We start from the raw sequence: 15097 nt of genomic DNA, 5'->3' as shown, positions 1-15097 counted from the left end.
CAATGACGCGGCAAACTAAAAAAAAGAAAGATCATGTTGTTTTGTCCATCGACATCGGCGGAAGCCATGTGAAGATCCTCTCCAGCACTGGCGGGATAAAAAAGAAGGCAGATAGTGGAAAAAACATGTCGGCCGCAGACATGGTTGCCGCGGTAAAGACCCTGGCGGAAGGCATGTCCTATGATGTGATTGCGATGGGATTTCCGGGTCCCGTCGCGGACAATAAACCCATTCGGGAGCCCGCCAACCTCGGTGAGGGCTGGGTGGGGTTTGACTATGCAGGCGCATTTGGCTGCCCTGTTCGTATCGTCAACGACGCCCTGATGCAGGCGCTGGGTTCCTATCAGGGCGGACGCATGCTGTTCCTCGGTCTTGGCACGGGACTAGGGGCTGCGATGATCATCGAAAACGTCGCTCAGCCCATGGAGATCGCTCACTTACCTTATCGCAAAGGCAATAGCTACGAACACTACGTAGGTGAAGCCTACCGGGTAAAAAAGGGGAACAAAAAATGGCAGGCGCGGGTTTTTGACGTGGTGGAAATGCTGACCACCGCGTTGCAGCCTGACTACGTGGTTTTAGGCGGAGGAAACGTAGATGAACTTGACTCACTCCCGCCAAAGTGCCGGAAAGGCGACAACACACTGGCATTCGAGGGGGGATTTCGTCTCTGGAACGATCCGAGCTTAATTACTTGATTTCAAAGCGTTGATTCGATGGGAAATATTTTCCTGAATCACGAATAGCCTTTTTTCTGGCGGAGCAGCAGCAACCATCATGGTTCAGCCCGCCTGAAAAAAATGCCCCCATCCTCCTCCACAGACGCGCATTTTATCTACACAACAGAAGCAAAAAAGCGAGGGCGCTATGCGCGCCATAACTCCATCATGCGTTCCCCCTTGCCAAACCCTTATAGACATGGGGATTCGTATTGAGCGGGAGCCAAACCCAAACGTCATTGTCAGGCTCATCACCCGGCTTCATCACGCCCTGATGACATCTCCCGAGCTCATTGACAGACCAGGTGTGCGCCGGAAAACGTCGGAGACCTGCGCCAGCGCTATCCTTTCAGCGGCCTCCTTAGCCCTGAAACCGGCAAGGTGTTTGAATTTATGTTCGACGGGATCAATACCTTTACACCCCGCCATCTGGTGTTTTTTACCTCCGACCTCCATTCTGCATTTCAGACGGCGTTAGCCGGGAAAGCGGGTGTGGACAGTGAACGCCTTCGCGCAGCCATTGATGAATCACGTGAATACCTTTTTTCGGCAGCAGGGTATGAGCCAGACATCTTTGCGGAAAAATTCCTGCCGCTGGTGCAGGCAAACTAACTGAGATGAACAGCATGAGCGCGATTTATTACGTACTGGCTTTTGCAGCAGGTCTGGGTATTACCCTGCAGACAACACTGAACAGCCAGCTTGCAAAAGGGCTCGAGGGCGACCCGGTCACCGCCGCGTTGTTTTCCTTTACGGCCTTAGCGTTGAGCCTCGGCGTTTACTCTCTGCTACGTGGAGGGGTTTTCACCGCCCTTGCTGCCATCCCTTCACAGCCTCTGTGGAGTCTGACGGGCGGAAAGATCGGTGCCTGTGCGTTATTCAGCTATGTGGTACTTGCACCAAAAATCGGTTTTTCAGCCCCGCTCGGGTTGGCGATTGTCGCTCATCACAGGTGATCGACCATTTTGGCCTGCTGGGCGCCATATGACGGCCGGTTTCGCTCATCAAGATGGGTGGCGTGTTGGTCATGCTGACCGGGTTCGGCATCATGCTTTTTAGCGACCGGCTTACCGAGCATTTTCTGTATTAACCAAGCGACATTGTCGGTTAAGGACGTATGTCCAGTCGCAGACGTCCCTGACCTTCAGTTCGTTCACCCTCGCAACTTTTATCCTCCTGGAGAAATAACATATTTTCAGTAGCAGCCCATGTCAGCAATTTGCTGGGCGAGTGCCCCTCTGGTCCCAAAGAACACGCGACAGATATTGATGCTTGCCTTTCAGGAAGGGACCGGCGAAGTCATGCGCTGGCCTCTGCCTGAACGCCTCGGATGGATTGTCCACAACTGATTTATATGTTGCGCTCTCAAGGGGGCTGAATCTGTTACGATCTTCTTCGGTCGTGATGAGTTCTCACTATAATAACTCACCATAGACTGTCCCTAAACGATCGTACCTTAGTGTTTATAAGGTCCGCTCCTGGCACAAAGCGGACAGGCTGACTGAGCTGGAGGTCCGCTATGAGCGAGGAGCGGACATTGAGTACAAAAGAACAGCAAGGCCCGCATTGATTCTTCATACTGACATCTCTACAACTGCTGAGTTACCGAGCTACCGTTCTCTGCGAAAAATATCGTCGCATACGCTCCATTTACCAGTGATATCTGAGGAGGTACGTGACCAATATCAACATCATACAGTACAGGCACGGGAAGATTTTCAAAGGCGGCATTAAGGGCATCCAGATAGTTATGTTTAGTCGGATCGCTTATGTCAGGTGCAGCACTTCTGCCGATAAGAACACCATTTAAGTTATCAAACCAACCCTGTAATCGTAAGCTGAGTAATGCGCGCGTTAATTCACAGGGAGCCATTTCTACGTTTTCAAAATAGAGAACTATTCCTTGATCGCTATTACTTGTCTTGAAAAAAGGTAAATTTCCAAATTGACCTGCTCCCGGCAAACTAACATAGCACGATCTAAGTAAGTTCCGCTTCTGGCACAAAGCGGACTTTGCTCAAGCTGTGTCAAATAACGGGGATCAGGTCACTTTTCGGGCCATTTTCTAATGATTTTGTTCTTCCAGCCATCTTCCTGAGAACCCTGCGTTTTTCCCCCCGTTGGCAACACAATTGTTGTTAGCTGCTTTCGCTTATGGCACTAAGCAGACGAGTTTACTAAGCGCAGTGCCCACTATGAAAAAAAGCGAACATTCCCCTTTGATTCTTCCCAGTATTGCTCGCGTTGGTGTGGTACTTAAGTACTTAACTGAAACAAGTCGTTCACCTTTCCCTTACATTCAGATACAAAATAGCACTAATTTCATCATGAAATTAGCTTCCGCTATGAAGTATAGCAAGTGCTATGATTTGGTTCTTAAATTAGTCTAAAAATACAAAACAGGGGTAAGTAACGTTATGTCCGGATCCACTCGGTCTTCAACCTTAACTGAACGAACCAATCGTTCGATTGCAGAAGTGTTATCCGGTCGTCAACGCCGTTTAATGACGCCGTTACTTTTTGCCGGACCTGCGGTTATTGCGTCTATCGCTTATATGGATCCAGGAAACTTTGCGACAAATATTCAGGCAGGAGCAAAGTATGGTTACACCCTTCTTTGGGTGGTCGTGATGGCCAACATTATCGCCATGCTTTTCCAGGCTCTGTCGGCGAAACTCGGTATCGTCACTAATAAAAATTTAGCTGAAATGTGCCGTGACCAGTTTTCTTCACCCGTGGTATGGGGCATGTGGGTTGTCAGCGAAATTGCTGCAATGGCAACCGATCTGGCTGAGTTTCTTGGCGGTGCGCTGGCGCTATCAATCCTGTTTCATCTCCCCTTACTGGTAGGAATGGGCATTACCGCGCTGATCACTTACACATTGTTGCTGGTTGAAAAACGCGGGTTCAGGCCGTTAGAACTGATGATTGGTGGACTGGTTGCCGTCATTGCGCTGTGTTACCTGATCGAGATGTTTATTGCCCCAGTCAACTGGACTGCAGCAGGTCTTGGCATGGTCATTCCGAAGCTGCCTGATGCCCAGGCGTTAACCATTTCCGTAGGAATTATCGGGGCAACGGTGATGCCGCATGCTATTTATCTTCATTCAGGGTTAACGCAGAGCCGCACTCCAGCAAAAAATTCAAGTGAACGCCGCAAATTACTGTCTTTCTCAAATATTGAGGTTGTGATTGCACTGAGTATTGCAGGACTGGTCAATATTGCGATGGTTATCATGGCTTCGAGTGCATTCCATGCTGGACACAGTGATGTTGCTGAAATTGAGACGGCCTATCACACGCTGACACCTTTACTGGGGATTGGCGCTGCAGGCGTATTCTTGTTGTCTCTGATTGCGTCGGGCATTTCAAGTTCAGTGGTTGGAACTCTGGCGGGTCAGATGATTATGCAGGGATTTGTGGGGTTCTACATTCCTGTTTGGTTACGCCGTCTGGTAACCATGATCCCCGCATTTGTCGTGGTTTCAATGGGAGTTAATGCAACAGATGCCTTGGTTTACAGTCAGGTTGTCCTGAGTCTGGCTTTGCCAGCGCCCATGATAGCGCTGGTAATGTTTACTCGCCGCCGCGACATTATGGGAGAGTTTGTAAATAATAAACTTACAGTAATATTATCGGTAATTGGCACAGTGATTATCGTGACGCTAAATATTATTCTTCTTTTGCAGGTTTTTGGCGTCAATATACCAGGGTTAGCCTGATGTCTGGGAGAAACTATGCGGCTTCTTTGGGAGATTTTTTGGGGGCGGGCGCTTTGCCTGCACCCAAATAACCACAGTAACGCTGAATTATCAATGCCTGCTCCTGGCACAGAGCGGACGGTCAGCGCTGAATAATATCGACATTGTGATTTTGTCCATCATCCCGCAAAGGAATGCTGTCATCCGGCAGGAGCGTGCCATCCATAGTCACTCGAGGTTCACCGTCGTGACGAGAAATCCTAATGTAATACTGACTGCCCCCGTGTTGATAGGTCAGGCTGATCGAAGGCCAGTCATCAGGTAAGTGAGTGCGAATAACCAGCGTCTCTCCGTGCCGTTTTATTCCGAGTAACTCTTCAGTCACCAGACGGTAGGCCCAGCCTGCGGAACCGGTGTACCAGCTCCATCCGGCACGGCCGGTATGAGGTGCAACGCTGTACACATCTGCACTCATCACATAGGGCTCCGCCTTGTAGATGTTAACGCCTTCAGTCTGCAGCGTGTGGTTTACCGGATTGATCATTGACCATAGTTGCCACGCTCGCGCTTTTTGTCCCATCCGGGCAAACGCCATGACCGCCCAGATGGCGCCATGCGTGTACTGCCCGCCGTTTTCCCTCACACCCGGAAGATAACCCTGTATGTAACCGGGATTAGGACCATGACCATCAAACGGTGGCGTTAGCAACTTGATCAATCCTGCATCGTTATCCACCAGATAGCTGTCGAGTGACTGCATAGCCTGCGCACTGCGCACTGGATCAGCTGCGCCGGACAAAACGGACCAGCTTTGTGCAATCGCATCGATCCAGCACGCCTGCGATTCTCTTGTCCCCAGCGGCGTACCATCGTCAAAGTAGCCGCGGAGATACCATGCACCATCCCAGGCGTAAGATTTGAGATTTTTTTGCAGGCTCAGCGCTTCTGAATAGCACAATGCTGCCACGCGTTCATCCTGGCGCTGTTCAGCCAGCGCCGCAAAGCGTTGCAAAATATCGTAGAGGAAAAAGCCGAGCCAGACGCTTTCACCTTTGCCTTCAATACCGACCAGATTCATCCCGTCATTCCAGTCACCTGCCCCCATTAGCGGCAGGCCGTGCTGGCCGAAGTTTAGCCCCCGCTCAATCGCTTTTACGCAGTGCTGCCACAACGTCTCTTCGAGGTGGCTGATAACCGGCGTATCATAAACTGATTCTTCGCCGGGCTTGAGCGGACGCCCTTCAAGATAGGGAATCTGCTGCGCCAGCACGCCAGTATCTCCCGTTGTATCCACATAGTGACAAACCGCAAGCGGAAGCCACAGGTAGTCATCCGAACAGCGGGTTCGCACGCCATTACCCTGCGGAGGATGCCACCAGTGTTGCACATCCCCCTCAATAAACTGCCGTGAGGCACACAGCAGGATCTGGCTGCGCAGTCGCTCCGGTGCAACGTGGCTCAGCGCCAGCGTATCCTGCAACTGATCGCGGAAACCAAATGCCCCACCGGACTGATAGTAGCCGCTGCGCGCCATGATGCGGCAGGCTAATGTCTGATACAGCAGCCAGCCGTTTACCAGCAAATCAACGCTGCTGTCGGGCGTCTGCACAACGACCTTATCAAGCACGTTGTGCCAGAAATGGTGAACCTGATTCAGCGCCTGACGCGCATTTTCCTCATGCAGAAAACGGGCAAGCGTTTCCTGTGCCTGTGCCGGGTTATCGGCCACGCCGAGGACAAAAACATAGGTTTTCTGGTCACCGTCAATAAGGGAGGTTGTCGACTGTAGCGCGGCACAGGGATCAAGCCCGGCTCCCGTTTTACCCGAGAGTCTGCGAAGCGTCATGGCGGCCGGGGCGCGCAGTGAACCATTACGCCCGATAAACTCGCGGCGGTCGCCCGTTATCGTACTCTGAGGATCGTTAACGGCGAAAAAGGCGGTGCGTTCCCCGCCATTAGCACCGTAGAAGTTATTGGCCATGACCGCACTTCCCCCCGCGAGGCCGGGCGAATGCGTGATGATATGTGCAGCAGAGTGGTTGCGCGTTGCCCCAAGTGTCCATTCCACGTAGCCGGTGACAGACAATTTGCGTGTACGGCCCGAATGGTTGCTGAGCTTCAGTATTGCAAGCTTAACCGGTGCCTGTTCGTCCACCAGGACTGTCAGTTCGCTGTCCAGTCCATTTTCACGGTGGGCAAACACGCTGTAACCAAAACCGTGGCGGGTAAGATAATCGCCCTGACCGCGCACGGGCAGGGTCATGGGTGACCAGCATGCGCCGCTTTCTTCATCACGCAGATAGAATGCCTCCCCGCTACGATCGCTTACCGGATCGTTTTCCCACGGCGTTAAGCGATATTCGTGCGCATTTTCGAACCAGCTGTAGGCCTGGCCTGCTTCAGAAATCACGCTGCCAAAGTTCTCGTTTGCCAGCACGTTTGACCAGGGCGCTGGCGTCGGTTGGTTTTCTCTCAGCAGGATCTGATACTCGCGACCATCCTGAGAAAAGCCACCGTATCCGTTGAAATGGCGCAACAGGTGAGTTTCCGGTATCCAGTCGGCGTGATGATTGCTCTCTGACGTCACCGAGGGCACAAAAGGTCTGACGCGTTTTTTTGTTGCGTGAATACGCTGGTTAAGTTGTTCATTGATGCCGTCAGCGCGATCGTCCAGGCTCAGACAGGCCACGCTCATCAGCAACTGCTTGTCTTCGGCAGACAAATGCTCACCGTTACGGACAAAAATCCCCCCGGGTTTATCTAACAGGCTGGCTTCAGAACCGGCATAGATTAAATCCATAATCTGCGTCTGCAGCGCCTGCTGGTAGCCACCTGGACTGTTATTAAGAATCACCAGATCCACCTCCAGCCCTTTCAGTCGCCAGTAGCGATGTGCCTGAATCAGCGTGGTGACAGAAGCAATTTTTTCCTCGCTGGTCAGGCTGATCAGCACAATCGGCAAATCACCTGAGATCCCCCAACCCCACAGGCCCGACTGACCACGTCGGTTTCGGCTGATGGCCTGTTCGTCACCGCGCAGTTCCTGACAGGGATAAAGTACCGCGCTGGCGAGGCGGTTGAACAAAGTTGCGTCATCTTCGCTGGCATTCATCTGCCGTAACACAACCAGACTGTGGGACCAGGCCAGTTCAAACACGCGATCGGCGATAGGATGATCGCGGTATTTTTCCATCAGCGCGAGGCTTTGCTGACGGTTTTCGCTGACGCCAAAAACGATATCAATGGTCACCGGCTGTCCGGGCTGGAGCGTAATCGCGTGGCGTATCGACAGTATCGGATCCAGCACGGCGCCGGACGTGTTACTGAGCGGCCCGTTCATGCTGACCGCCTGGGCATCAGCCGGGCTTTTACCCCTGCCGATGAATCCCGCTCTGTCGGTGTCGAATGAAACGTTCTCTGAACAATCGCCATGCACCACCATCATATGAAACAGATACGGGCTCTGTTCATCCGGCGAGCGTGCACGCCGGTGGCACAAAATGGCATCATGCCTGGGATCGGCTTCCGTCTGAATAAACAGGTTGCTGAACGCCGGGTGCGCCTGATCGCTGATGTCCGAGGCAAGCACCACTTCAGCATAGGTCGTCAGCTCGAGTGTTCGTGGGCTTCGGCCTCGATGCATCAGGGTGACACGACGCAGTTCGATGTCATCTTCCGGTGAGACCACAACCCGGGTTTTCACGCTGAGCGAGCCGAGCACGCGCCTGAACTCGGCCCCCGCATCGGTAAAGATGATTTCATCGCTGATGTCCGCACTGGCCCCCAGGGGGTGACAGGTATTGCTCCACACCTCGTCAGTGAGCGGATCCCGGATATAGCAGAACGTTCCCCAGTTATCACGGGTGCTGTCGCTGCGCCAGCGTGTCAATGCGATGTTGTTCCAGCGACTGTATCCCCCACCGCCTGGCGTTATCATCAGATGGTAATGCCCGTTGGACAATAATTGTATCTCGGGGGTCGGCGTATCCGCATGCGTGAAGATTCGCGGTTCATAGCGCACAGGCTTAATTCTTCCCTCATGGGACTCAAAATGACGACGCGGGCTGTAGAGTTCGACCTCATCGGGTACGCGCTCCTGTAACAGCAGGCTGGCCGATCTGAACGCCGGACTCGACATGAATCGCCCGGCCATAGGGGCATCAAGCAGCAGATGCCCCAGCGCCTGGAGAGCCATGCCCTGATGGTGCGCCATCCAGGATTGAACAACCAGGAAAAGCTGCCCGGTTGCCAGTCGCGATGGCGTATAGTCCAACGCTTCATAAAAACCATATTCGCCGCGCGCGCCGTTTTCCTGCAGCCTGAGCAGATTGTCGCAGGCCTTTTGCGGTGAAACCAACAGCGCCAGCAGCGTGGCATAAGGGGCTACCACCATATCGTCGGCGAGTCCGCGCCGGAGACCAAGGCCGGGTACGCCAAATGCCTGATACTGATAATTATGTTGAACATCAAACGCATGGTAGCCAGACTCAGAGACGCCCCACGGCACGCCACGCTCTTTACCCCAGTTTATCTGCCTGATTACCGCAGATTTGCTCATCTCATCCAGCAGACTGCCGTGCCAGGTTGGCATCACCAGATTCGGCATCAGATATTCAAACATTGAACCGCTCCAGGACATCAGGGCAGTTTCACGATCGATGGTGGTAAACAGTCGGCCAAGTGCATACCAGCTTTTAAGCGGCAGCTGATTCGTCGCAATAGCGACAAAACTGGTCAGGCGGATTTCTGAAGGCAAAAGATCGTAGTGGCTTTTATCCAGCGTGTTGGTATCGCAGTTGTAGCCCACACTTAGCATGCTGGTAGCCGTGTTATACAGAAACGTAAAATCCATTCGCGCATGGTCAGCGAGACGTTGTTCAAGTTCGCTGATAATCGCCAGTCGCCGCCGGGCCTGGGTCATAACGGCTGTCGGCGCGATAACCGCTTCAAGGGTGATTCCGCCAGCCAGCTCACTCAGCGTAGGCAGGGCCTGTGCATGATATGTCACCGGTAGCCAGCCAAGCAGCGTCGTCCATTCATCACAGAGCTGCTGCAGTTGACTGATCAGATGCGCCGTCCAGCGCACCACCACGCGGCTTTCCTCCTGAGACAGCCGGGCCAGTTCGTTGCCGTGCACCTGCATTTTTTTGAGTTCGCTTAACCACTGCCCTGAAGGTAACGATGCAGCATTAAGGCACTGCGTGCGCAGCACGCCCAGGCTGGCTGGCGCGTTATGGCCCCAATATTTTTCCAGCACATGCAGAGTATCATTCAGCCCCTCCAGTAGGCGTACGCCGTTGAAAACGGGCTGATGACGCATGGCTGACAGCCCTTCGCGCAGTGTCAGTAAGTGGCCGGCCATATTGCCGCTGTCAACGCTGGAAACATAACGCGGGCTGAGTGGCGCAAGCGTGCGGGTGTCATACCAGTTATACAAATGTCCCCGGTAATGCTCCATCTTATCCAGCGTGTCGAGCGTCTGCGTGATGCGCTGCAGGACATCCGCGCCAGAGAGATAACCGAAATCCCAGGCCGTAAGGTTCGCCAGCAAGGACAGTCCGATATTGGTGGGTGACGTGCGATGCGCGATTTTTGGCTCCGGGATTTCCTGATAATTGTCCGGGGGAAGCCAGTTTTCCTGCGCCGTCGCGAAGGTCTCGAAAAACGCCCAGATTTCTCTGCTGGTCTGACGCAGAAGTCGTTTCTGTTGCGGGTCAGGCAGAAACGCCTTACGCGCTGGCGGGCGGCTCAGTCCACTCAATAATAGCGGTGCCAGGCACCATGACAGGCTGATGATCAGGGCCAGGGTCAGCCATTGTGGCGCCAGTAGCAGCGTCAGAAGCGTGAGTGCCGCACCACAAGCCACATTCAGCCACATTACCCGATAAAAACGAAAGGCAGAAAGTTGGGACTGAAGGCTGTCCGGACTGTGGCTGGACCATTGCGTCAGGTTGCGCTGGCTGATGCCAAGGCGCCAGAGCGTCACGGCGATCGCATACAGCGAATAGCCCGCCTCATGGGGCAATAAAATAAAATTGAGTCCGATCCGGGAAAGTCGCTTCAGTGCCCCCGCCGTAACCAGCACCAGATGTTGCCTCAGAGGACGACGATGCGGCTTGTTGGCAAGATCGATAAGGATACAGAGCACAGCAGGCAGCAGCCAGACCAGGGCCAGAACGCCCAGCCAGTATCCCGGATTCGGCACCCACAGCAGCGCGCTAAACTGCAGCACCAGTAATGCGGGGGCGACCAGGCTGCGGCGCAGGTTATCAAACAGCTTCCAGCGAGAGAGCGCCGACAATGGGTTTTTATCCCGCGTCCCATCCGCTTTTCGGACCCGCAGCTTAAGCCAGTTAAGCAGTTGCCAGTCGCCACGGATCCAGCGCGTACGGCGTGCGACGTCGGACAGATAGTTGTTCGGGTACTGCTCGTAGAGTAAGACCTCGCTCAGCAGCCCGGCGCGGGCATAGCATCCTTCCAGAAGATCGTGACTGAGCACCAGATTTTCCGGGCAGGTGTTGGCCGTGGCCTGGACAAAAATATCCACGTCGTAAATTCCCTTGCCGACGAAGGAGCCTTCTTCAAACAGATCCTGATAGATATCTGAAGACATCATGGAATAAGGGTTATTACCCGGTACGCTGCTGCGCATCGCGGCATAGCGGCCCTGACCGTTACGCGGCATCTCTTCTGCCAGCCCCGGTTGTAAAATACCGTATCCTTTGACGACCAGCTGACATCGCGGATCGTATTCCGGCTTGTTCAACGGATGCGCCATCGTTGCGACCAGCTTATGCGCGGTATCACGTGGCAGGAGCGTGTCGCTGTCCAGCGTGATGACATACTTAATCTGTCCGGGTAAGCGGTTCGCGGGCATGCCCGCAACGCTGGAAAATTGCGTGTCTGGATGACGTAACCAGCTGTTCAGCAACGCCAGCTTGCCCCGTTTGCGTTCATAACCCATCCAGATCCTCTGCGATGCATTCCATTCAGGCGAGCGGTGGAGCAAATAAAAGCGCTGATGGCGGCAAGGATAGCGCAGGTTAAGCCGGTGCATTTCTGACATCGCCTGACTAAACAGTGCGCGTTGTTCATCCGTACTTTCAGTCGCCGCGTCAGCAAAATCGGTAAGAAGCGCGAAACAGAGGTTATCGTCCTGGTTGCCAAGCCAGCACACTTCAAGGCTTGTGAGGAGCGTGCTGAAGCCGGCGTGACTTGTCAGCATGCAGGGGATCGCCACCAGCGTGGAGGATGTCACCGGAATCCCGTCAGAAAAGTCCATTCGTGGCAGCGGTCGGGGAGTCCGAAAGCGGGTCGTCGCTTCACTAAGTATATCGCTGACCAACTGACTCAACGCCACAATCAAAGGTAAAGCCAGCAGTAACAACCACCAGGCCATACCCAGACTCGCTGTGTCATACAATATTGCGGCGGTGGCCGCCGTAGTTAACAGGCTCATGCTCCCAAGCCAGGATAACAGAGGATATCTGTTGAGACTGTGCCGTAAGCGTTTGAGGCCAGAGCTCGCCACCGACAAATGGTGATCTAACTGACGCCGCCCTTCTCCCATCAGATAATATCCAATGTGATGAGAGGGCATGCCCGGTTGGGTTGTTGCTGACAACGCCAGTATGCGGCTTGCCACGTCGGGCTCACTGAGCTGACTTTCCCGGGCCAGAATCTCAATCACATGGCGATAATGATCGCGGGTATCAAAATGCATACAGGAATATATGCCCGCCGGATCGCGACGTAACGTCTGCTCAACCACACTAATGTTTTCGGCGAAATCAGCCCAGTTGGTTTCATTGAGCAGGCGTAACCCGGCAATACTGTTGCTGACGGAAAGTTGACTGGCCGCAAGCTGTTGGTTGAAGCGATGGATCAGTAACTCGGTTGTGAGGCCTTGCTCGGCAAGGCGTTGTTCTACCCAGCCCAAGGGTAATGCCAGCGCATTCCCCTGCCCGTGCAGACGACGAACCATTTCCGCGACAAAGGCACTGCTCAGTGGCGGCCGGGAACGCGCCATGTCGGCGATCACCAGAATGAGGTCAGCTGGCGCATGTTCGGCGCAGTCGGTCATCCGCGTTATCCAGCTGTCAGCAAGGCTGCGTTCCTGCTGAGCCTGAACCACCTCAATACTGACCCGACGCAGATTTTCAATCAGCGCCAGTCGCAACATACCGGGCAACGCCCAGACTTCCCCTAACGTCAGCGGCGTGACCTGTTGGTAGGCGCCGATGTAGCTGGTCAGACTGGCGGTGTCCCAGCGTCCGTCACCATGCGCAACCGCCTCGGTAGCAATATCATAGATACGCGGACAAGGGTGCGGAGACGCGAGTGAAGGAAGACCTTTGCCAAAGCTGGTCGGCAAGTGCTGGCGGACGTTGCGAATTTGCTCCTCAATCAGGTAGTAGTTGTCCAGCAACCACTCCCCAGCGGGCATAATGCTGGTTTTTTTACCGGCGTTAAGCGTGTAACAGTTTTGTGTAATAACGGCTTCGTTATCACTTAATCGTTTGAGCAGGTAGTACGGCATCTTGTCCGGCGACAATTTATGCGTATGCGCCAGCTTTTGACCATAACGCTCAAGCTGAGGCGTTGAGAACAGCTCCGGGCGCGGAATGTTTTCCCCCATAGGGTCATTGGAAGAAAACGATGCGCGCCCTGGCGCTTTTGTCATGATACGGGCGCGGCGAAACCATGCCCCAGGATTTATTTTCATAGTCTTGCTCTCATGCGACATTAACGCGCAGGAGCAGTTGAGAAATCAGTTCAGAAACGTTCTCTCAGGATGGGCGTAAGGCATCAGGGATTTATCAGCTGCAGGTCCAGGTCTTTACGGTATAACAGGGAAGATCGTCGGATCTGAAAGTCAGGTGCTAACGTGGAGAGACAAAGAGAGATTTACATCCCGGACAAAGCATAGCCTGTTTCAGGCGAATCTTTGAGGCAGGCTGGGAGGAACTTAAACCGCAGGCAGGACAGACTACCGTGGACGGAGCACTCATGAACTTCCTTGCGTAATCGAGAAGAGACATGGTGGTTACCCTTTAGAGGAATGAAACTCATACTATCACAGTTGATTAATTTCCAATCGATTTGTTTCGTTGTTACCTGCCTGCAAGTGAGCAGTTACATAAAGTGGGAGGATTATTTAATTTTGCCCCTGGAAAAAGGCGTCACTTTCATACTTTTTCTAAAAAAATATTATTGCTAAAAACCTCAGTTTTTTACTGACTGTCAAAAAAAAGTGCTTGCGACGGTTATTTATGCCCTGTTTTTAAGCGCTTCCGAGAGTATCAACGCTCTAAACAATCAGGGGTGAGGCTCCTTTAAGAACTGATGACCCGCCACACCCGGTTTACTGTAGCAGCAGACATCCAGATTTACTTCTGCGATCCTCAATCCCCTGGCAACATGGCTCAAATGGAAATACGAACAGGATGCTCAGACAATATTTTCCAAAGGGAACTGACTTATCGGTTCACAGCCAGCAAAGACTAAACAGCGTTGCCAGACAGCTCAACGAAAGGCCGAGAAAAACGCCAGACTATGAATCACCCGCAGAAGGGTTCAATAAATGTGTTGCATCTATCGGTTGAACTCACAGCACAAAGCGGACGTTTTAATCTGAATTAACGAGCCGTGTTTCGTATGGCGCTTAAGCGGCATGACGGCGCCAGAGGACGTAAAAGATGGCGCAGATGATGAACGGCCCCTTACGCCCAACGTAGTCGGCTACAGCCATATAAATCGTGACATTCCCTACCTTTCTTTAAACAGCCCTGCAGGCTTTCAGCAATGAAGAAACGCAGGTAACCCGGATGAGCGTGCTTTCGCCGCGAAAGGCGCAATTGCCGGGTTACGAAGCGTCAACTTCCTGCTGACGCTTCGGGGAGTTAAGGATTCTTAGAGTAAAAATTGCGGTACCCGTTAAGGTAGATAACCTGTCACGTTGCAAACGTATGAGAAGACGTTCAAGGATGTTGGACGTGCATTCCGCCGCGCGCGGCGGACCGTTATTTTTTGAGCCGAATGTGCTCCAGCCCCAGCAAAACGTTATTGATGTCGTTATCACTCAGATGCTGGACATTTAGCTGCTGATGTAGCTGAGCTAAATCGCCTTTGGTAAAACCACCCTGTGACAGCTGCTGGTTGATGGCTTGCAAAATCTGTCCGTCTAACAGATTAATCTGCTGGCGCAACTCTGCCAGATCTTTGGCGGGTGGGACGGCATGCGGAGCACTCAACCAGTCTGCCAGGTAACGATACTGAATCGCTTTACTTGCATCCATCAGTCCCTGAAAAAAAGCGGTCACAGACTGTGGATCGAGGCCAGCTTTTGCCGATTTCTCTTTGGCTTCGGCTAACACATCCTGTTCCCGAGCCAGGTCTTCAATCGGCTTATTGTGCGTTTTTTTGAAGGCTGCAACATCCTTCATTAACAGCATTCTCTCATGCAGTGCCCGAGAGAGTAGTGAAACGGGTTCTGACGCTGGCGCGGCGGCGGCAGAGCCGCAGAAAATTAATGCAGCAAGAAGAAAGGTCATATATTGCATGTTTGGTTAGCCTGTTTCCAAATAGTTGAAAAAGATTAATCAGATTAAACGTACCTCTCAGGGAGCGAGTTTCATAGAAATATTATTTAATCTCTGTAATTAACTAATACAAATT

6 protein-coding genes and 3 pseudogenes are annotated in these 15097 nt (G+C 52.9%); 5 read left to right on the top strand and 4 right to left on the bottom strand.

The annotated features are described in order from the left end of the window. Positions 1-2: 2 nt before the first annotated feature. The 3 genes and pseudogenes from AAIE03_RS21220 to AAIE03_RS21210 all read left to right on the top strand — a co-directional run bounded on the left by AAIE03_RS21220 (position 3) and on the right by AAIE03_RS21210 (position 1809). A complete protein-coding gene (locus tag AAIE03_RS21220; RefSeq protein ID WP_210452088.1) occupies positions 3-698 on the top strand; it encodes an ROK family protein in 696 nt (231 codons plus the stop codon). A gap of 414 nt (positions 699-1112) precedes the next feature. After that, positions 1113-1331 carry a hypothetical protein gene (locus AAIE03_RS21215; protein WP_014604621.1) on the top strand — a complete coding sequence of 73 codons (219 nt, stop codon included), beginning with the start codon at positions 1113-1115 and terminating at the stop codon, positions 1329-1331. Between the two features lie 14 nt (positions 1332-1345). After that, positions 1346-1809, top strand: a pseudogene (locus AAIE03_RS21210) (DMT family transporter). Positions 1810-2307: 498 nt separating this feature from the next. Here the strand turns inward: AAIE03_RS21210 and AAIE03_RS21205 are convergent. After that, positions 2308-2667: pseudogene (locus AAIE03_RS21205) on the bottom strand (S66 family peptidase); the annotation flags it as partial. Between the two features lie 469 nt (positions 2668-3136). Here AAIE03_RS21205 and AAIE03_RS21200 point away from each other — a divergent pair. Continuing rightward, positions 3137-4441, top strand: coding sequence for an Nramp family divalent metal transporter (locus AAIE03_RS21200; protein WP_024471466.1), 1305 nt, complete (start codon positions 3137-3139; stop codon positions 4439-4441). A gap of 121 nt (positions 4442-4562) precedes the next feature. On the opposite strand, the gene AAIE03_RS21195 is transcribed toward AAIE03_RS21200, so the two are convergent. Both AAIE03_RS21195 and AAIE03_RS21190 read right to left on the bottom strand, forming a co-directional pair. Further along, positions 4563-13145, bottom strand: coding sequence for a GH36-type glycosyl hydrolase domain-containing protein (locus AAIE03_RS21195; protein ID WP_498563184.1), 8583 nt, complete (start codon positions 13143-13145; stop codon positions 4563-4565). 157 nt (positions 13146-13302) lie between these two features. Then, positions 13303-13461 carry a YnfU family zinc-binding protein gene (locus AAIE03_RS21190; protein ID WP_217267919.1) on the bottom strand — a complete coding sequence of 53 codons (159 nt, stop codon included), beginning with the start codon at positions 13459-13461 and terminating at the stop codon, positions 13303-13305. Positions 13462-13765: 304 nt separating this feature from the next. Here AAIE03_RS21190 and AAIE03_RS21185 point away from each other — a divergent pair. Then, positions 13766-14025 (top strand): annotated as a pseudogene (locus AAIE03_RS21185) (IS30 family transposase); the annotation flags it as partial. A 417-nt stretch (positions 14026-14442) separates the two neighbouring features. On the opposite strand, the gene AAIE03_RS21180 reads toward AAIE03_RS21185, so the two are convergent. Continuing rightward, positions 14443-14982, bottom strand: a complete 540-nt coding sequence (locus AAIE03_RS21180) for a chorismate mutase (RefSeq protein ID WP_013027843.1) — start codon at positions 14980-14982, stop codon at positions 14443-14445. Positions 14983-15097: the final 115 nt, after the last annotated feature.

The organism is Pantoea sp. Ae19-2 (genome assembly GCF_059801205.1).
This window is presented reverse-complemented; position numbering and strand designations above follow the sequence as displayed.

Excerpts from the sequence above, each read along its gene's own strand:
- AAIE03_RS21220 (WP_210452088.1), top strand. The coding sequence starts at position 3 with ATGACGCGGCAAACTAAAAAAAAGAAAGATCATGTTGTTTTGTCCATC.
- AAIE03_RS21215 (WP_014604621.1), top strand. The coding sequence starts at position 1,113 with ATGTTCGACGGGATCAATACCTTTACACCCCGCCATCTGGTGTTTTTT.
- AAIE03_RS21200 (WP_024471466.1), top strand. The coding sequence starts at position 3,137 with ATGTCCGGATCCACTCGGTCTTCAACCTTAACTGAACGAACCAATCGT.
- AAIE03_RS21195 (WP_498563184.1), bottom strand. The coding sequence starts at position 13,145 with ATGAAAATAAATCCTGGGGCATGGTTTCGCCGCGCCCGTATCATGACA.
- AAIE03_RS21190 (WP_217267919.1), bottom strand. The coding sequence starts at position 13,461 with ATGTCTCTTCTCGATTACGCAAGGAAGTTCATGAGTGCTCCGTCCACG.
- AAIE03_RS21180 (WP_013027843.1), bottom strand. The coding sequence starts at position 14,982 with ATGCAATATATGACCTTTCTTCTTGCTGCATTAATTTTCTGCGGCTCT.